We start from the raw sequence: 17,978 nt of genomic DNA on the forward strand, positions 1-17,978 counted from the left end.
CACTGGTGCCGGTTGTCACACTGGGTGTGTCTCTGTACCGCATCTCGAACAATGTGTGTTTCGGTAGCCGACCCGTGACTCCCGAAAGAATTCACCGCCGTCGGTGATCAGCCCTGCCGGTACCAGGCCGGGAAGTCCCAGCCGCTGAAGAAGTCCTCGATGGGCCCTTCGATGTCTGCGGCGTAGCCGACGGTGTCGGCACTGAACGTCAGCATCCCGATCGGCTGCGCTTGGTTGAGGTTGATGAAGATCTCCTCCATCGCCTCGGCGAGCTCCTCCCGGCTGGTCGCGTTGTTCGCCTGCTGGTACAGGCCTTCGGCGTCCCACTGCGGGTAGTACCCCTGCGGGTTCGTGCTCCCGTCCTGCAGGAAGAACACGTCGCTGACCGTCGGGTTGAGCGGGTAGGTGTTGTAGCCGTAGATGACGCTCATGTCCCAGGACTCGGCGCTGGTCACGTCACGCGGGCCGCGGTTGAACGGGCCGGCGTTCCACTCGGTTTCGCCCTCGGGCGCCTCCTGCTGGAAGTAGTTGGTCAGGAACTGCGAGGACTGGGTCGCCGTCGTCTCGACGACGATCCCCGCGTTCTCCTCGTACTCCTGGGCAATGAACTCCGCGAGGGACTGGTTGGTGTTCGACGACGCCGAGTGGTGCAGCGTGATCGTACACTGATCGCCCTCGGGGTTGAGCAGGCGGCCCTGCCCGTCGTAGCTGTAGTCGGTGTCCTCGATCGCGTCCTGGATGCGGCTCTGGGCCGGCTCGGGACCGTAGAGGTCCCCCGTCCCGAACTCCTCGATCGCGGAGTCGTCCTCGGGGTAGAACGTGGACCACTCGGGCTGGAACGTGTACGCCGGGTCCGCGAAGCCGCGGTAGATCCCCTCGACGACCTGGTTCTTGCTCACGGCACAGGCGAGGCCCTGTCGGAACGACTTGTCGCGGAAGAGGTTGCCCGGGCCGGTGTTCCAGCCGTTGTCACGCATGTTCCAGGTGATGAGGCTCTGGAACGGCGTCGGCGTGATGTTCACGTCGACGCTTTCCATCTCCTGGAACTCCGAGACGCGGTTCGGCGGGAGGCCGGCCACGTCGGACTCGCCCGTCTCGAGGGCGCCGAGCCGGGAGGCCTCCTCCTGGACGACCTGGGACTCGATCCCCTCGAAGTACGGCGCCTCCTCGAACAGCGGGTCCACGTCGGTCGCCTCGCGGAGGTAGTACTCGTCGTTGCGCGAGAAGATCTGCTCGCTGCCCCGGTTCCACTCGTCGAGCTGGTAGGCGCCGAGGTTCCCGGTGAACGTGAGTTCGAGCAGGTCCTCGTCCTCCTGGAGACCCTGGGCGTCCTCCTCGGCAACGTACGGCTCCATGATCTCCTTGGGGATCGGGTACAGCAGCGGTTCGTAGGACTCGGGGTAGAGCACGTTCGGCCCCGGGAGCTCGATCTGGAACTCCAGCTCGCCGGTCTGCTCGATGTTGTACTCCGACGGCCAGTTGGGCGCGTCGGGAGTGCCGGCCCAGCCGCCCTGGTGAATCTCCTGCACCTGGTAGACGAAGTCCTCGGCGGTCACCTGCCGCTCGTACTCGCCGCCGAACATGAGGTTGTCACGGAGCTCCGCGACCCAGACCTCCCCGTTGTCCGAGGAGAGGTCGTAGAGCTGCGGGAGGTACTCCGTGCCGGGCATGAACGTGTACCCCATGTCCAGCGTGTAGCCGATCAGCGTGCCGACCCCGTCCACGTTGTTGTAGAGCGGGTTGAGCGTCGACGCCGCGTTGGCGATCGTTCGGCGGTACGGGCCGGTCCGCTCGGGAAGCTCCTGACGCGGCGTCCCCGTCTCGGTCGGCTCGTCGGTCGCTCCGGGATCGACCTCGGTCGCGCTCTCGGTCGGCGTATCGGTGCTGCCGCCGTCCGTACAGCCGGCAAGACCGGCCGCGCCAGCAATTCCGAGACCCTGTAGCCACCGTCGACGGTTCATCTTCGGGTGGCCGTCGTCACCATGCTTGGTAAGGTCAGACATGTGCTCTGCGTATTGCCGGAAACCCAATATAAAACTGTCGTTCAGTACCATGGTTGCTTTACTCATAGGTACTCCCTATATATCGTCGGCCGACACGCCGCGGGGCCGACGGCGGCCGAGCGGTTAACGCCCCGCCGAACGCGGTCACGAGGAACTCCACCTGCTCGGTCTTCTCCTCGGAGGCAACGAGTCCGACGTCGTAGGCCCCGGCGGAGCGCCTCGGTCGCGACGGTCCGGTCGAACGTGCCCCTTCGACTGGCGATCGCGACCGTTCCCCCTCGTCGGTGAGGTCGGCTGCCCGCCGGTGGACTCTCATTGGGTGTACTGGCCGCTCTCGGGAGTGAGGGGTGGCGTACGCGACGATGGACCGCTGGCGCCGTGGCGTCGTCGACCCCTCCCACTTCCAGCCCCCCACATACCGTGGGGGATTTATCCCAGATGTGTCGATAGGGCGCCTCTATCCCGCGGTTTCTAAGAAATTGAGAATCGGCATCCCCCCATATATCCCTCCGGTGCCATGTTCCAGATGTGATCGACGATGACCTCCGTTCCCACCACTACCCGACGGCGCGTGTTGCAGAGTCTCGGCGCGGCCGGCGCGACGGCCGCAGCCGGCTGTATCTCGGCCCCCCCGGCTGAGGAAGAGACGACGGAGACGACCCCCCAATCCCCGAAGATGAACGGAAAACAATCGATCGACACCGAGCGAGTCGCGGCGAACCCGACGGCGATCCCGAACCCGATCGACCGCGACAGCCCGAAGACCGTCAGCGTGGAGCTGACCACCCTCGAACAGGTGGCGGAGGTCGAGCCCGGCGTCACCTACACGTACATGAGCTTCGACGGGCGGATTCCGGGGCCGATGATCCGGGCCCGCGTCGGCGACCACGTCGAGATGACCGTCACGAACGACGAGTCGAACTCGATGCCCCACAACATCGACCTGCACGCCGTCCGCGGGCCGGGCGGCGGCGCCGAGGCGACGACGGTCGCCCCGGGGGAGACGAAGTCGTTCACGTTCAAGGCCACCTACCCCGGCCTGTTCACGTACCACTGCGCGGTGCCGAACATGGACTACCACATCTCCAGCGGGATGTTCGGGGCCATCCTGATCGAGCCGGAGGAGGGGCTGCCCGAGGTCGACCACGAGTTCTACCTCGGCCAGCACGAGCTCTACACCACCGGTGACCACGGCGAGGAGGGCCACCACGACTTCGACTTCGAGGCGATGAAGGACGAGGAGCCGACGTACGTCCTCATCAACGGCGAGAAGTACGCCATCGGTCCCGACGGCTACAACGAGATGCAGATGGAGACGGGGGAGACCGCCCGCGTCTACTACGTGGTCGGCGGGCCGAACCTCGACAGTTCGCTCCACCCGATCGGCTCGGTCTGGGACGAGGTGTACCCACAGGGCGGCATCGGCAGCGACGTCCACCGGAACATCCAGACGACGCCGGTCAAGCCGGGATCGGCGACGATCACGTCGCTGCACACGCCCGTTCCGGGGCCGATCAAGATCGTCGACCACGCGCTCACCCGAGTGGGTCGGAAGGGCGCGCTGGCCGTCATCGACGTTCAGGGCGAGCCCAACCCCGACGTGTTCGACGCCGGGACGGAGACCAGCGGCGGGAGTCAGGGTCCCGCCGAGTTCGACGGCTGGTTCGACGACGTCGAGAACTACGACGGCGTCGTCGACCGGACCGGCGAGGACGAGGTGACCGTACAGGTCGGCTCGCAGGCCAACGGCGGCGCGTTCGGCTTCGGTCCGGCCGCCATCTCGGTTTCGTCCGGGACGACGGTGACCTGGAAGTGGACCGGCGACGGCGGCAGCCACGACGTGCAGGCCGACGACGGCTCCTTCGCGAGCGACCTCACCGACGAGGGCGGCCACACGTTCAGCCACACGTTCGACAGCACGGGGACGACGAAGTACTACTGCATGCCCCACAAGACGATGGGGATGAAGGGCGCCGTCGTCGTCGAGTAAACTGCCGCACTCCCTTTTCAGCGCGGTCCGGGCGCGACAGCGAGTTCGTCTCAGCCATCCTGACCTTCCGACACGGCAGAAACATTCAGGGTCGGTGAGGCCGTAGCCACGGCCGTAATGACCTTCGAACTCACGTGGTACGGCCACTCGACCTGGGCAGTGACCGTCGACGACACCGAGCTCCTGATCGATCCGTTCTTCGACAACCCCAAGACCGACACCGATCCGGAGGAGCTCGACCCGGATCACGTCCTCATCACGCACGGGCACGCCGACCACATCGGCGACGTCGACCGCTTCGGAGGGAGCCACTTCGTCTCCACGCCCGAGATCACGGGGTATCTCGCGGACAACTACGGCATCGAGGAGTCGACGGGGATGAACCTCGGCGGCACGGTCGAACTCGGCGACGCGTTCGTCACGATGGTCCGCGCCGACCACACCAACGGTCTCGACACGGGCTACGGCGCCTCCGGCGGGATGCCCGCCGGCTTCGTGATCAGCGACAAGAAGCCCACACAGGAGTCCGACGCCGACACCACCACGTTCTACCACGCCGGCGACACGTCGCTGCACTCCGAGATGCGGGACGTGATCGGGACGTTCCTCGAACCCGACGCCGCCGCGGTGCCTGTCGGGGATCACTTCACGATGGGGCCGGCACAGGCCGCGGTCGCGGTCGACTGGATCGACGTCGACGTGGCGTTCCCGATGCACTACGACACCTTCCCGCCGATCGAGATCGACACCGACGAGTTCGTCCGCGAGGTGAAGGCGACGGGCAGCGACGCCGACGTGGTCGTCCTCGACGGCGACGAGAGCTACACGCTGGCCGAGTGACGGCCGGCGGACCGACAGCCGGCGGGCGGCGGGCCGGCCGGGGCAGTAAGGTTTAGGCCCCGAACGGTCCAACCCTCGGCCGCGATGAGCAAACAAGTCACCACTGTCTCCGAGGACGGCTACGCCTCTACGACCGAGATCCGCGACTTCTCCGTCGACATCGACCCCGGCGGCGAGTCCGCGCCCGACACGCTGGAGTCGTTGCTCGCCTCCTACGGCGCCTGCTACGTTCCGGCGCTGCGCGTCGGCGCCAAGCAGCGCGACGTTGGCGAACTCGGCGAGATCGAGCTCTCGATCACGGGCGAACTCAACGACGACGACAAGCTGGAGAGCATCCACTTCGACATCGCCGTCGGCGCCGACGTGACGGAAGCGGAGGGCGAGGAGGCGATCGACCGCGCGTTCGACCTCTGTAAGGTCCACGACGCGCTCAAGAGCGACCTCCACGCGGAGACGACGTTCGAAGGCGACGCGTTCTGAGGCGGGTCAGCGTTCGACCACGAGGGTCGTCTCGCGGCGGTCGACCGTCGTCGTCCGCTCGCGGGCGTCCGCATCCCGTCGCCGGTACTCGGCGTAGGTCATCACCTCGCCGTCGGCGATGACGAGGTCGGTGCCGACCGGCGACAGGTCCGGCCCCTGATCTCGCGACGCCTCGTCGCGAACGACGGGCGGTGTGGTACTCGTGCCCATACACGGAGAGTGCGACGGGTCGGAGATAAATCTTTCCCGAAAACACCCCGCAGCGGGCGTCTGAACTGGTTTTCTTGCTCCCCCGCTCTCGGGTGAAGGCTTTTGCTCTCAGGGGTCCCACCCACGAACGTGTCGGCACTCGAGATCCACCTCAACCGAGAGCGCCCCCGCGCCATCGACGCGCCGGCGTCGTTCGTGGCCGACGGCCCGTTCGACGTGGCGCTCGTGAACCACGGCGGCGGGGCGCACGTCCACCTCGCGCTCGACGAGTCGCTGGCACGGGCGGCGAAACTCCGGGCGGAGACGGAGTACGTCGATCGGGAGACGACCGCCCGCGTCGGGGTGGATATCGCCGACGTCGACCAGCCAGTCACGGGGACGCTCACGGTTTCCACCGGCTACGGGAACGAGGCCGAGCACGTCGACCTCCGGGTCGAGCCGTCCCGCGCCGAGGGATACGGGATCGACGTCGACGAGGATCTCGGGCAGCCACAGTCGGAACCGTCGATCCGGGAGGCGCTCGACGCCGAGTCGGTCGGCCTGTTGGTGCTCGCCGGCGGTGCGCTGCTGGCTGCGGTCCTCGTCGCCGTGCTGATCGAGAGTGCGGTCGTCGTCGCCGCCGCGGCGTTCGTCGCACTGGTCACCGTCGTCGGGGTCGTCGTGGCGTTGACGTGATTAGTTGTCGGGAGTCGGAGTTTTTCTCGGTCGTTGACTGCTGGGACGGCAACCGCGACAGCAACTCTATCGTTGACCACTTGCGACCGCAGTGCGCCGGACACGAGGCCCGCCATCAGAAATCATAGATTTCTGATTGGCAGACGAGAGCTTCGCTCTCGTCGACGGCGCAGCACCGAGTCCCCACCCCTCCCCCCGCGGCGGCCGACGGTCGGCCGCCGCGAGGCGTCCACCGCACCGCAACCGCCACCGCGCCACCGCAACCGCCGGCCAGCCGACACCGGACGCCACCACCAGAATAGCCACGCCGGGTGGATGGACTTTTGCCGTCGCCGTCGTCAGTTCCGGCCATGTCCACCGCAGCCGCCACCCGCGACGCGGTCCGCGAGCAGCCGTTCCTCCTGCTCTCGCTCCGCGCCGGCGTGCTCAACTACACCGCCGCCGCCGAGTTCCTCGACGTCGACGGCGCCGCCGACACCGACGCCGTCGCGACCGCGCTCCGACGGTTCGCCGACGAGCTGCCCGACTTCGAAACGGCCGACAGCGACGCCCGCGTCCGGATGGAGAGCGGCGTTGGTGTCGTCGACTCGGCAAGCGAGGAGACCACTGATCCATTGCTCTCAGTCGGTGGCGTCGCCGTCAGCCCGGACGCGGGGTCGATGACGGCTGTCGTCGCGACTGGCGAAGTCGATACGACCGCGCTCGGGGGAGTCTGTGCCCGCCTCGACGCCGAGGGGATCGACGCCGCTGCCGCGGCAGTCGCCGACGGGACGCTGCTGGTCGTCGTCGATCGACGGGACGGGGTGGCGACGCTCCGGGCGGTCGAGGACGCGCTCGCCCGAGTGCCCGCCTGAGCCGGCGCGGCCGGCGCGAGTCCCGGTTCCGACGGCTTCAAACCGCCGGCTGGAGAACCTTCCTCCATGACCCTGTCGCTGACCGACACCCTGTCGGGCGATCGCGAGGAGTTCGAGCCGAGCGGCGACGCGGTTCTGCTGTACGTCTGCGGGCTGACGGTCTCCGACGATCCCCACCTCGGCCACGCGCGCCTCTGGGTGCAGGCGGACATCCTCCACCGCTGGCTGGCCCACGAGGGGTACGACGTGCGCCACGTCGAGAACGTCACCGACGTGAACGAGAAGATCACGGCCCGCGTCGGCGAGCGCGAGGACTGGGAGAGCGAGGCCGACGTGGCCCGCCACTACACCGACGAGGTGCTCTCCCGGATGCGGGACCTGAACCTCCTGCGCGCGGAGGTGTACCCCCGGGTCTCCGAGCACGTCCCGGAGATCGTCGAGCTCGTGGAGACGCTGATCGAGGGGGGGTACGCCTACGAATCCAACGGCTCGGTGTACTTCGACGTGAGCGAGTTCGAGGGGTACGGAAAGCTCTCGAACCAGACCGTCGACGAACTCGAGGAGCAGGGCGACCCCGACGAGCGAGCCGAGAAGCGCAACCCCGCCGACTTCGCGCTCTGGAAGGCCGGCGGCGTCGGTGCCGACGCGGTCGAGGAACACCGCAAGCACGAGCACGACGGCGAACTCCCCGAGGGGCAGACGTGGGAGTCACCGTGGGGCGAGGGGCGCCCCGGCTGGCATATCGAGTGCTCCGCGATGTCGATGACCCACCTCGGCGACACACTCGACATCCACATGGGAGGGCAGGACCTCGTCTTCCCGCACCACGAGAACGAGATCGCCCAGAGCGAGGCCGCGACGGGCCAGCGCTTCGCGAACTACTGGCTCCACGTCGGCTTCATGCAGGCCGGCAGCGAGAAGATGTCCTCCTCGCTGGGCAACTACTTCACCGTCGGCGACGCAGTCCGGGAGTTCGGAACCAACGTGCTCCGGACGTTCTACGCCTCCGCGGAGTACCGCTCCCAGCAGGCCTACACCGAGGAGACGATCGAGGAGGCCCGTCGGCGTTGGGAACGACTCGAACGAGCCTACGAGACCGCCGTCGAGCACGCCGACGACGCCGACGCGCTCACCAAGACGGAGGACAGCGAGTTCCGCGACGACCTCGCCGCGGCCCGCGCCGGCTTCGAGGCGGCGATGAACGACGACCTCAACGCCCGCGAGGCGATGGCGGAGCTACTCGAAGTCGCGAACGCGGTGAACCGCCACGTCGAGGCGGGCGCTCCCTACGACTACCCCGCGCTCCGGGATGCGATCGAGTTCTTCGAGGAGTACGGCGAGGGCGTGTTCGGCCTCCAGTTCGGCGACGTGACCGAGGGCGAGGCCGAGATCGCCGAGGACCTCGTGGAACTGGTGCTCGACGTGCGCGAGGAGGAGCGCGACGCCGGCAACTACGAGCGCGCCGACGACCTCCGGGACCGACTGCAGGCGCTCGGTGTCGAAGTCGAGGACAGCGACGACGGGCCGTCGTACCGCTTCGACTGATACCCGTCGCGGGGACGGGTCGACTACTCGCCGCCCGCGTCGGTCGTGAACAACTCCGTGTCTTCCGGGATCTCGAACAGCCCGAACCGGACGCCCGCGTCGAGCCAGCCGTAGCCGTAGGAGAACGACGCCAGCGCGTTCACGGGGTCGTCGGCCTCGCGGAAGTGCCGGCCGTCGTCGAGGTAGGAGTCGGCCATCTCGTACGTCTCGGCGGCGGCCTCGCCCAGCGGCGTCCCCGGCGGTGCCGCGGGCTCGGCGGCGGCCAACGCGTCCGCGAGCATCTCGCCGTAGCGGTCGGTCTTCTCCTCCAGATCGGCGGCCATGGTCGGGGGGTCAGGCCCGCCGGCGGTAAGGCTGTCGGAGCGTGTCGTCATCCCCTAAGTGCCCACAGCATAACCTACATACCCGCCACTCCCCTACCCTCGAGTATGACCGAGAACGTCGAGGAGGCGGTCGAACACCGTCGCCTGATCATCGCCGGCACGGGGATCGCGGGGCTGACCGCGGCGATCTACGCCGGCCGATCGAACAACGAACCGCTGGTGCTCGAGGGCGACGAGCCGGGCGGCCAGCTCACCCTCACCACCGAGGTCGACAACTACCCCGGCTTCCCCGAGGGGATCTCCGGGCCAGAGCTGGTGAACAACATGAAGGAGCAGGCCCAGCGCTTCGGCGCCGAACTCGACCACGGGATCGTCGTCGACGTGACGCCGCTGGGCGAGGTGGACGGCACCGACGGCTCGCCGTTCCGCGTGGAGATGCGCGATGGCGACGTGTACACCTGTGACGCGTTCATCGCCGCTTCGGGCGCCTCCGCGCGCACGCTGGGCGTCCCCGGCGAGGACGAACTGATGGGCTACGGGCTCTCGACCTGCGCCACCTGCGACGGCGCGTTCTTCCGCGGCGAGGACATGCTCGTCGTCGGCGGCGGCGACGCCGCGATGGAGGAGGCGAACTTCCTCACCAAGTTCGCCGACACCGTCTACATCGCCCACCGCCGCGACGAGTTCCGCGCGGAGGACTACTGGATCGACCGCATCATGGACAAAGTCGACGACGGCGACGTGGAGATCCTCTGGAACACCGAGCTCACCGAGATCCACGGCGATCCCGACGAGGGGATCGACCACGCCAGCCTCGTCCGCCACCCCGACGGCCACCCCAAGGAGAAGTTCGAAGCCGGCGACGACAGCGTCGAGACGTTCGAGATGGACGTCGGCGCGGTGTTCTACGCCATCGGCCACACGCCGAACACCGACTACCTCGACGACACGGGCGTCGAACTCGACGACGAGGGGTACATCATCACCGAGGGCGGCCGCGGCGGCGGGCAGACCGCGACCGGCGTGCCCGGCCTCTTCGGCGCCGGCGACGTGGTCGACCACCACTACCAGCAGGCAGTCACCGCCGCCGGGATGGGGAGCGAGGCCGCGCTCGACGCCGACGACTGGCTGGAGCAGCGCGAACGCGCCGGCGAACTCGGCGTCGACGCGGCGCCCGAGCCCGCCGCGGGCGACGACTAGCGACCCGCCGACGAGCCGAGACCCACAGAGCCTTACGTCCGACCCTCGATTCTCCCCTATGAGCGATACGAAGACGTTCACGGTCGAAGGCCCCGACGGCGAAACCGACACTGTCGACGTGCCGCCCGTCATGCTCGAACTGATGCGCGACGGCGACGAGCCCGACGCCGAGATCCTCGCGGACATCGTGCTGCAGGCGTTCGCCCAGCAGGCTCACGCCCGCGTTCACCACGCCGAGGGCGGCGTCGCGAACGAGATCGAGGACGCCAACGAGACGCTCGAGGAGCTGTTCGAGGATCGCTTCGGCATCTCGCTGGCCGACGCGATGGGTCACCAGCACTAACGCCGCTCCCGTTCTCACCGCTTTTTCACCGTTCCCCAGCGCCAGCGCCGGCGAAGGTTTATCACCGAGAGCGCGACCAGCCGCCCCGTGCGGTGAAAGCCACCGCGAGCCGAACGAGGCGGGAGTGCGACCCACCGGCTCGCGGAGCAGTCGGGTCGCCTGTTCGCCACCGTCGACCGATCAAAGCGTCCCGTTCCGGGCCATCTCCCGGACTGCCTCGGCCCGCTCCTCCAGCGCCGTCCACTCCGCCTCGTCCTTGTCGTCGACGTGGGCGTACATCAGCCCCATCCTCCCCGTCCCCCGGAGCGTCTCCTCGTGCTCTCGGAGGAACGTCCAGTAGAGGCTGTTGAACGGGCACGCCCCTTCGCCGGTGTCGCGTGAGACGGCGTAGGGACACGACGAGCAGTAGTCGCTCATTCGGTTCACGTAGCTCCCCGACGAGGCGTACGGCTTCGAGGAGAGCACGTCTGTCGCGAACGACCCCATCCCGACGACGTTGGGCGTCGTGACCCAGTGGAACGCGTCGACGAACCCCCGATGGAACCACTCGTTGAGTTCGTGGGGGTCGGCGCCGTAGACGAGCGCGAAGTTCGAGAGCACCATCAGGCGCTCGATGTGGTGGGCGTAGCCCCGCTCCCGGACGTGTTCGACCGCCTCCGAGAGGCAGGTCATCTCCGTCTCCCCCGTCCAGTACGCCGGCGGCAGCGTTTCCGTCTGCCCGAGTTGGTTCGCCTCGGCCATCGCGGGCATCGAGCGCCGGTAGACGTGACGCACGAACTCCCGCCACCCCAGCACCTGCCGAACGAACCCCTCGACGCTGTTGATCGGCGCGTCTCCCTCCTCGTACGCGCGATCGGCCCGTTCGATCACCTCCATCGGCCGGAGCAGCCCGAGGTTGATCGATGCCGACAGCAGCGAGTGGGCCATCGCCCACTCCCCCTCGACCATCGCGTCCTGATAGGGACCGAACGCCGCGAACCGCGCGTCGACGAACTGCTCCAGCGCGTCGAGCGACTGCTTCCGGGTGACCGGCCACCGGAACGGCGCCGCCTCGTCCGTGTCGACGAACGTCTCGAACTCGGCCTCGACCCACGACGCCACCTCACGGACCGTTTCGCCGGGTTCGAACAGCGGCGGCGCCGGTGGCTCCCAGTCGTCGGGCGGGGTCTCGCGGTTCTGTTCGTCGTAGTTCCACTCGCCCCCTTCCGGTGAGTCACCGTCCATCAGCACGCCCGACCGACGACGCATCCACCGGTAGAAGTCCTCCAAGCGGTAGGTGTCTGGATCGCTCGTTCCCCGACGATCCGCCCACTCGTCGAACTCCTCGGGGGTGAGAACGAAGGTGGGGTTCGGGACGAACGAGATGCGCCCGCCACGATCGTCGACCAGCTCCCGGAGTCGATCCTCGGCGCCGTGTGCGGCCGGTCTGGGCATCGTCAGGTCGTCCCCCGGATGCTCGTCGAAGTGGTCGTCAAGCCCCTCGCCGAACGTCTCGGCCCGTCGGTAGTCGACGGTCAGGCCGCGCGCTCTGAGGTCGTCACGGAACCGACGCATCGCCGCGAACACGAGCGTCAGCTTGTGCGGGTGGTACGGGCGGCGGTCCGCGAACGCGGTCGCCTCGATCAGGAGGACGTGGTCGTGTTCGTCGAGGTAGTCGGCAGTGCGGTCGAGGTGGGTGCCGAGCAGCCACAGCGTCATTGTGGCGCGAACAGGGAGGCTGGGACGCGGGGCGGTTCCATGCGCGTCGTGTCGGCGGGGCGGGGTAAAGTTCGTCCGGCCGGCCGTCGGTCGGTGGAGTTTCCCTGCCGGGTCGGGAACGACCCGTATGGAGTACGAAAACGTCCTTCGAGACTGGCTGCTGGGGCTGATCGCCGCGCTGCTGGCGGCGATCGCGCTGTCGACGACGCCCGCCGGCGAATCGTACCTCGGTGTTCTGGCGCCGGTGGTGGTCGTGCTCGCGGTCGTGACGTTCCTCGCGTTCGTCCTGATCACCGGGGCGTTCCTCGTCTACACCGCCAGTTTCCGGGACTGAGGAGTTGGCCGGGGGACGTGGGTTTTTGTCACACCGGTACAACGACTCCCCATGGAGTACACCACGCTCGGTGACACCGGGATCGAGGTCTCGCGCATCGCGCTCGGCTGCATGAGCTTCGGCGACCCCTCGTGGCGCGACTGGGTGCTCGAAGAGGAGGCGAGCCGGGAGCTGATTGACCGAGCGGTCGAGCTCGGGATCAACTTCTTCGACACCGCGAACATGTACTCGAAGGGCGAGTCCGAGCGGATCCTCGGGAACGCGCTCGCGGAGTACGACCGCGACGAGATGGTGGTCGCGACGAAGGGGTACTTCCAGATGCGGGAGGGCGACCCCAACTCCGGGGGGCTCTCCCGGAAGGCGATCGAGCAGGAGCTCGACGCCTCGCTCGATCGGCTGGGGATGGACACCGTCGACCTCTACCAGACCCACCGCTGGGACGACGACACGCCGATCGAGACGACGATGCGGGCGCTCGACGACGCCGTCCGCCGGGGGAAGGCCCGGCACGTCGGCACGTCGTCGATGTGGGCCCACCAGTTCGCCGACGCGCTCCACACCAGCGACCGCGAGGGGCTGGAGCGCTACGCCACGATGCAGAACCACTACAACCTCCTCTACCGCGAGGAGGAGCGGGAGATGCTGCCGCTGTGTCAGCGGGAGAACGTCGGCGTGCTCCCGTGGTCGCCGCTGGCTCGGGGCTTCCTCGCGCGCCCACACGAGGAGCTGGAAACCACGACCCGCGGGCGGAGCGAGGCCGAGGCCGACCGCCACCCGTATCTGGCAAACGGCGGCCGCGAAGTGAACGAACGCGTGGAGGAGCTCGCCGCGGAGAAAGACCTGAAGATGGCCCAGATCGCGCTGGCGTGGCTCCTGCACAAGGACGCCGTCGACGCGCCCATCGTCGGCACGACCAGCGTCGAACACCTCGAAGACGCCGTCGAGGCGCTCTCGGTGTCGCTGAGCGACTCGGAGATCGAGTACCTGGAGGAGCCGTACCAGCCGGTCGAGGTCTCGGAGATCGAGTAAGCGACCCGTCCCTCGATTCAGGAGAACAGTCGGCTGCGCAGTGAGTCAGATCAGCCCTTCGGCGGCCAGCCGTTCGAACCCTTCCTTCAGTCGTTCCTCGCTGGCGGCGTAGGAGACCCGTGCGTAGCCCGGGGCGTTGAACGCGCTACCCGGAACGGTGGCGACGTGGGCGTCCTCGATGGCGGCGTCGGCCCACGCCACGTCGTCGCTCGGGGTCGGGATCATCGCGTAGAACGCCCCCTCGGGCTTCGGGATCTCCTTCCCGTGGTCCGCGAGCAGGTCGACCACGAGGTCGCGGCGCCGCTCGAACGCCTCCACCATCGTCGCGACGTCGCTCTCGACGCTCCGAAGCGCCTCGACGCCCGCGTGCTGGACGAAGTTCGGCGCACACGTCACCGAGTGGCCGTGGATCTTCGACACCTGATCGACCAGCGGCTCGGGCGCGGCGAGGTAGCCCAGCCGCCAGCCGGTCATCGAGTACGCCTTCGAGAACCCGTTGACCGTCACCGTCCGCTCGGCCATCCCGTCGAACGATGCGAGGGAGGTGGGGTCGGCGTCGTAGGTGATCCGGTCGTAAATTTCGTCGGCAATGACGGTCACGTCGTGCTCGACCGCCAGATCACGGACGCCTTCGAGCGCGGCGTCGGAGAACACCGCACCCGTGGGGTTGGAGGGCGAGTTCACGAGCAGCAGCTGCGTCTCGTCGGAGATCGCGGCCGCCAGGTCGTCCAGCGCGGGTTCGAGGTCGAAGCCGTGTTGGCCCAGATCGACCCGCGTGAGGTCGCCGCCGGCGAGTTTCACCATCGCCTCGTAGGAGACCCACGCCGGATCGAGCAGGATCACCTCGTCGCCCTCGTCGACCAGCGCCTGCACCGTCTCGAACAGCGCCTGCTTCGCGCCGGGCGTGACGACGACGTTCCCGGGTTCGCAGGCGACACCTTTCCCTTTCAGGTCGGTCGATATCGCCTGCCGGAGCTCCGGGATGCCACTGGAGGCCGTGTAGCCCGTGTGGCCGTCCGATATCGCCTGCCGGCCGGCCTCCCGGATGCGCTCGGGCGTCGGGAAGTCCGGCTCGCCAACGGAGAGGTCGACCACGTCGACACCCTGCTCTTGGAGTTCGCTCGCCTTGTTGCCGACCGCGACGGTCGCCGACGGCTCGACGCGGCCGACGCGCTCGGCGAAGTTCCACTCGCGCTCGCTCATGGCAGGGCCTCCACGAGGTCGACCGCAGCGTCGACGGCCGCTGCCCCCTTGTCGACGCGCTCGCGGGCCTCGGCACCGCTCTGTCCGGGGCCGGTGACGCCGAAGGTGACCGGCGTGTCACGGTCGAGTCCGACCGACTGGAGCGACTCCGCGGTCGCGTCGCTGATCACCTGATCGTGATCCGTATCGCCCGTGACGACCGCGCCGACGACCGCGACGGCGTCGATCTCCTCTCGCCGCGCGAGCCGGTCCGCGGCCAGCGGGCTGTCGTACACGCCGGGCACGTGTACGGTTTCGCCGATATCGACGCCCCGGTCCGCGGCGGCGTCTGCCGCCGCCTCCGCCATCCGCTCGGTGACGGAGGCGTTGAACTCCGCTACCACGAGTCCGAGATTCACCATACGCGATGCTTGGCGCCGGCGAAGAAAGAACTACCGAAGCGGGCGGTCGCGACAGCCGCGGCTCGGGGGCGAACGACGCGGAGAAACACACAGCGGGCGATACAGTGCGGTACGACGAGAGCCGTCTACGGCCAGTTGCCGTTATCGGTGAACGCGTCGACGACGCGCTGGATCGCGACGACGTACGCCGCGGTGCGGAAGTTCGGGAGGTCGAAGCTCGCGTACGCGTCCGTGAGGTCGTCGAACGCGTCGGTGATGACCGCCTCCAGCTCCTCGTTGACGCGCTCCTCGTCCCAGTAGAAGCGCTGGCGGTTCTGGACCCACTCGAAGTAGCTCACGGTCACCCCGCCGGCGTTGGCGAGGATGTCCGGGAACACGTGGACGTCCTTCTCGGTCAGCACGTCGTCGGCGTCGGGCGTGAGCGGGCCGTTGGCGGCCTCGACGATCACGTCGGCGCTGACGTCCTCGGCGAGGTCGCCGTCGATGGCGTTCTCCAGCGCCGCGGGCACCAGCAGGTCGACGTCCATGGTGAGCAGCTCCTCGTTGGTCAGCGCCTCGGTGCCCTCGTAGCCGGAGACGGAGCCGGTGTCACGCTTGAACTCCTTGACCTCGACGGGGTCGAGCCCGCTGGGGTCGTAGATCCCGCCGGAGGAGTCGGAGACGGCGACGACGTTGGCGCCGAGTTCGTCGATGAGCTTCGTGGCGATCCAGCCGGCGTTGCCGTACCCCTGGACGGCCACGTCGGCGCCGACGATGTCCCGGCCGAGGTAGTCGAACGCCTCGCGGGCGGTGATTGCGGTCGAGCGCCCCGTGGCCTCGACGCGACCCTCGCTCCCGCCGGCTTCGAGGGACTTCCCGGTGACGACGCCGGGCTCGGTCGTGTTCTCCAGCGTCTCGTAGGTGTCCTTGATCCAGTTCATCTCCCGCTGGCCCGTGTTCACGTCGGGCGCGGGCACGTCCTTGTCCTCGCCGATGAACGGGCGCAGCTCCTCGGCGAAGGATCGCGTGATGTTCTCGATCTCGTTCGCGGAGTACTCCGAGGGGTCGATCACGATCCCCCCTTTCCCGCCGCCGTAGGGGATGTCGACGACGGCGCACTTGTACACCATCCACCCGGACAGCGCCTTGACCTCGTCGCGGGTGACGCCGGGGTGGTAGCGAATCCCCCCTTTGTAGGGGCCTCGGTCGCCGTTGAACTCCGATCGGAACGCCTTGAAGCGCTCGATCGACCCGTCGTCCATGTCCACAGAGAGGTTCGTCTCCAGCACGCGCTCGGGGTACTTGAGCCGGTGGATGACGTCGTCGTCGACGTCGAGGTACGCGGCCGCGTCGTCGATCTGCTCCTGCAGACTCTCGAACGGGTTTGCTTCGTCTGACATTCCGGCGCGGAATTCGCCCGTAGCTCGAATAAGCCTGCCGAAGTCCCGACGGAACGTTTGTGAAGGATTACCGCTTTTCGCCCGCGGCCGCCCGCTCCAGCACGCGCTCGGCCTGCGCGATCAACGGCGCGTCGATCATCTCGCCGTCGACGCTGAACACCGCACGGCCCTCGCGTTCGGCCTCGTCACGCGCGTCGAGCACGCGCTCGGCCCACTCGACGCGCTCGGGTGCGGGCGTGAACGCGTCGTTGATCACGGGCACCTGTGCGGGGTGGATCGCCATCTTCCCGTCGTACCCCAACTGGAGCGCGAACTCGGTGGCCTCGCGCAGCCCCGCCTCGTCCTCGAAGTCGGTGAACACGGTGTCGATGGCGTCGATGCCCGCCGCGCTCGCGGCCAACACTACCTGCTGGCGCGCGTGCAGCACTTCGGTCCCCTCGTCGGTCCGGGTCGCACCCACGTCGGCGGCGAGATCCTCCGCGCCGAACACCAGCGCGTCCGTCGCCCGCGCGTCGGCGATGTCCTCGGCGCGCAGCACGCCGCGGGCGGTCTCCACCAGCGCGAGCAGCGCGGGGTCGGCGTCGTGCTCGTCGAGCAGGTCCGCCACCCACTGCACGTCCTCGGGCTCGGCGACTTTCGGCACCATCACGCCGTCGAGGCGCAGCGAGTCGGGCGCGTCGTCCAGCAGCGCGTCGAGGTCGGCCGCAGCGTCGACGCTCACCCGGACGGTCACCTCACAGTCGGGATCGAACGCCGGGTCTGCAAGTACCTCGCGAACCGACTCCCTCGCGGCGGCGCGCTGGCTCGGTGCGACGGCGTCCTCGAGGTCGAAACAGACCGTGTCCGCGCCCGATTCCGGCGCCTTGCGCATCAGCTCCGGGCGGTCGCCCGGCGAGAACAGGAGGCTTCTGCGTGCCATACCTACCGACTCAGACGGCGCGGAGTTAACTGGTCGGGATCGAGTCGGCAGCGTTTTGCGCCGACCGATCGATCCGGGGGGTATGACGGGACGCTACTACGAGGAGTTCGAGGTCGGCGAGACGATCGAGCACGAGAAGCGCCGCACCGTCTCGGAGTCGGACAACCAGACGTTCTGCGATATGACGATGAACCAGCAGCCGCTCCACCTCGACAGCGACTTCGCCGGGGAGACGCAGTTCGGCGAACGGCTGGTCAACGGGCTGTACACGATGTCGCTGGCGGTCGGGCTCTCCATCCCCGACACCACCGACGGCACCATCGTCGCGAACCTCTCCTACGACAACGTCGAACACCCCAACCCCGTGTTCCACGGCGACACGATCTACGCGCGGACGACGGTGACCGACAAGCGCGAGACCAGCGACGGCGAGCGCGGGATCGTAGAGATGCACGTCGAGGCGTTCAAAGTCGAGTCCGACGGGGAGGACACGCTCGTCTGTGAGTTCGATCGGACGGCGCTGAGCCTGAAGCGCGAACACGCCGAGTAGGG

At 68.2% G+C, this 17,978-nt stretch carries 18 protein-coding genes and 2 pseudogenes; 12 read left to right on the forward strand and 8 right to left on the reverse strand.

The window, feature by feature from the left end:
• Positions 1 to 107: 107 nt before the first annotated feature.
• On the reverse strand, positions 108 to 2,003 hold the full coding sequence (locus ACYQZ5_RS09980; RefSeq protein WP_379730849.1) for an ABC transporter substrate-binding protein: 1,896 nt from the start codon (positions 2,001 to 2,003) through the stop codon (positions 108 to 110).
• A gap of 538 nt (positions 2,004 to 2,541) precedes the next feature.
• On the opposite strand from ACYQZ5_RS09980, the pseudogene nirK reads away from it, so the two are divergent.
• The 4 genes and pseudogenes from nirK to ACYQZ5_RS10000 all read left to right on the forward strand — a co-directional run.
• A pseudogene (gene nirK, locus ACYQZ5_RS09985) lies at positions 2,542 to 3,612 on the forward strand (copper-containing nitrite reductase); the annotation flags it as partial.
• 39 nt (positions 3,613 to 3,651) lie between these two features.
• A pseudogene (locus ACYQZ5_RS09990) lies at positions 3,652 to 3,993 on the forward strand (halocyanin domain-containing protein); the annotation flags it as partial.
• Between the two features lie 117 nt (positions 3,994 to 4,110).
• A complete protein-coding gene (locus ACYQZ5_RS09995; protein WP_379730850.1) occupies positions 4,111 to 4,833 on the forward strand; it encodes a metal-dependent hydrolase in 723 nt (240 codons plus the stop codon).
• Between the two features lie 84 nt (positions 4,834 to 4,917).
• On the forward strand, positions 4,918 to 5,313 hold the full coding sequence (locus ACYQZ5_RS10000; RefSeq protein ID WP_379730851.1) for an OsmC family protein: 396 nt from the start codon (positions 4,918 to 4,920) through the stop codon (positions 5,311 to 5,313).
• A gap of 6 nt (positions 5,314 to 5,319) precedes the next feature.
• Here ACYQZ5_RS10000 and ACYQZ5_RS10005 read toward each other — a convergent pair whose 3' ends face one another.
• The gene (locus tag ACYQZ5_RS10005; protein WP_379730852.1) at positions 5,320 to 5,523 is read right to left on the reverse strand and encodes a hypothetical protein; all 204 of its coding nucleotides are present in this window, start codon (positions 5,521 to 5,523) and stop codon (positions 5,320 to 5,322) included.
• A 129-nt stretch (positions 5,524 to 5,652) separates the two neighbouring features.
• On the opposite strand from ACYQZ5_RS10005, the gene ACYQZ5_RS10010 reads away from it, so the two are divergent.
• From ACYQZ5_RS10010 to cysS, 3 genes are all read left to right on the forward strand, one after another.
• A complete protein-coding gene (locus ACYQZ5_RS10010) occupies positions 5,653 to 6,198 on the forward strand; it encodes a DUF7524 family protein (protein WP_379730853.1) in 546 nt (181 codons plus the stop codon).
• Between the two features lie 350 nt (positions 6,199 to 6,548).
• Positions 6,549 to 7,052 carry a DUF7523 family protein gene (locus ACYQZ5_RS10015; protein WP_379732169.1) on the forward strand — a complete coding sequence of 168 codons (504 nt, stop codon included), beginning with the start codon at positions 6,549 to 6,551 and terminating at the stop codon, positions 7,050 to 7,052.
• Between the two features lie 66 nt (positions 7,053 to 7,118).
• Positions 7,119 to 8,597, forward strand: coding sequence for a cysteine--tRNA ligase (cysS, locus tag ACYQZ5_RS10020; protein WP_379732168.1), 1,479 nt, complete (start codon positions 7,119 to 7,121; stop codon positions 8,595 to 8,597).
• 23 nt (positions 8,598 to 8,620) lie between these two features.
• Here the strand turns inward: cysS and ACYQZ5_RS10025 are convergent, their stop codons facing one another.
• Entirely contained in the window at positions 8,621 to 8,920 is a 300-nt protein-coding gene (locus ACYQZ5_RS10025) for a DUF357 domain-containing protein (protein ID WP_379732167.1), read from the reverse strand.
• A 105-nt stretch (positions 8,921 to 9,025) separates the two neighbouring features.
• Between ACYQZ5_RS10025 and ACYQZ5_RS10030 the strand changes: the two genes are divergently transcribed.
• The gene (locus tag ACYQZ5_RS10030; RefSeq protein ID WP_379818009.1) at positions 9,026 to 10,120 is read left to right on the forward strand and encodes an NAD(P)/FAD-dependent oxidoreductase; all 1,095 of its coding nucleotides are present in this window, start codon (positions 9,026 to 9,028) and stop codon (positions 10,118 to 10,120) included.
• Positions 10,121 to 10,178: 58 nt separating this feature from the next.
• On the forward strand, positions 10,179 to 10,463 hold the full coding sequence (locus ACYQZ5_RS10035; protein WP_379731658.1) for a DUF7545 family protein: 285 nt from the start codon (positions 10,179 to 10,181) through the stop codon (positions 10,461 to 10,463).
• Positions 10,464 to 10,643: 180 nt separating this feature from the next.
• Here the strand turns inward: ACYQZ5_RS10035 and ACYQZ5_RS10040 are convergent, their stop codons facing one another.
• Positions 10,644 to 12,161 carry a cryptochrome/photolyase family protein gene (locus ACYQZ5_RS10040; RefSeq protein ID WP_379731660.1) on the reverse strand — a complete coding sequence of 506 codons (1,518 nt, stop codon included), beginning with the start codon at positions 12,159 to 12,161 and terminating at the stop codon, positions 10,644 to 10,646.
• A gap of 127 nt (positions 12,162 to 12,288) precedes the next feature.
• Between ACYQZ5_RS10040 and ACYQZ5_RS10045 the strand changes: the two genes are divergently transcribed.
• Positions 12,289 to 12,495 carry a hypothetical protein gene (locus ACYQZ5_RS10045; RefSeq protein ID WP_379731661.1) on the forward strand — a complete coding sequence of 69 codons (207 nt, stop codon included), beginning with the start codon at positions 12,289 to 12,291 and terminating at the stop codon, positions 12,493 to 12,495.
• A gap of 51 nt (positions 12,496 to 12,546) precedes the next feature.
• A complete protein-coding gene (locus ACYQZ5_RS10050) occupies positions 12,547 to 13,524 on the forward strand; it encodes an aldo/keto reductase (RefSeq protein WP_379731662.1) in 978 nt (325 codons plus the stop codon).
• Positions 13,525 to 13,569: 45 nt separating this feature from the next.
• Here the strand turns inward: ACYQZ5_RS10050 and ACYQZ5_RS10055 are convergent, their stop codons facing one another.
• From ACYQZ5_RS10055 to ACYQZ5_RS10070, 4 genes are all read right to left on the reverse strand, one after another.
• Complete coding sequence (locus ACYQZ5_RS10055; protein WP_379731663.1) at positions 13,570 to 14,727, reverse strand: pyridoxal phosphate-dependent aminotransferase; 1,158 nt, start codon at positions 14,725 to 14,727, stop codon at positions 13,570 to 13,572.
• Complete coding sequence (gene ribH / locus ACYQZ5_RS10060; RefSeq protein WP_379818010.1) at positions 14,724 to 15,128, reverse strand: 6,7-dimethyl-8-ribityllumazine synthase; 405 nt, start codon at positions 15,126 to 15,128, stop codon at positions 14,724 to 14,726. Before ribH ends, ACYQZ5_RS10055 begins: the two co-directional genes overlap by 4 nt.
• Before the next feature lie 125 nt (positions 15,129 to 15,253).
• Positions 15,254 to 16,507, reverse strand: a complete 1,254-nt coding sequence (locus tag ACYQZ5_RS10065; RefSeq protein ID WP_379732525.1) for a Glu/Leu/Phe/Val family dehydrogenase — start codon at positions 16,505 to 16,507, stop codon at positions 15,254 to 15,256.
• Positions 16,508 to 16,574: 67 nt separating this feature from the next.
• Positions 16,575 to 17,426: an HpcH/HpaI aldolase/citrate lyase family protein gene (locus tag ACYQZ5_RS10070; RefSeq protein ID WP_379818011.1), complete on the reverse strand. Its 852-nt coding sequence runs from the start codon at positions 17,424 to 17,426 to the stop codon at positions 16,575 to 16,577.
• 82 nt (positions 17,427 to 17,508) lie between these two features.
• Between ACYQZ5_RS10070 and ACYQZ5_RS10075 the strand changes: the two genes are divergently transcribed.
• Complete coding sequence (locus tag ACYQZ5_RS10075; protein ID WP_379731664.1) at positions 17,509 to 17,976, forward strand: MaoC family dehydratase; 468 nt, start codon at positions 17,509 to 17,511, stop codon at positions 17,974 to 17,976.
• The last annotated feature ends 2 nt before the right edge of the window (positions 17,977 to 17,978 follow it).

It is taken from the genome of Halolamina salina (assembly GCF_054653455.1).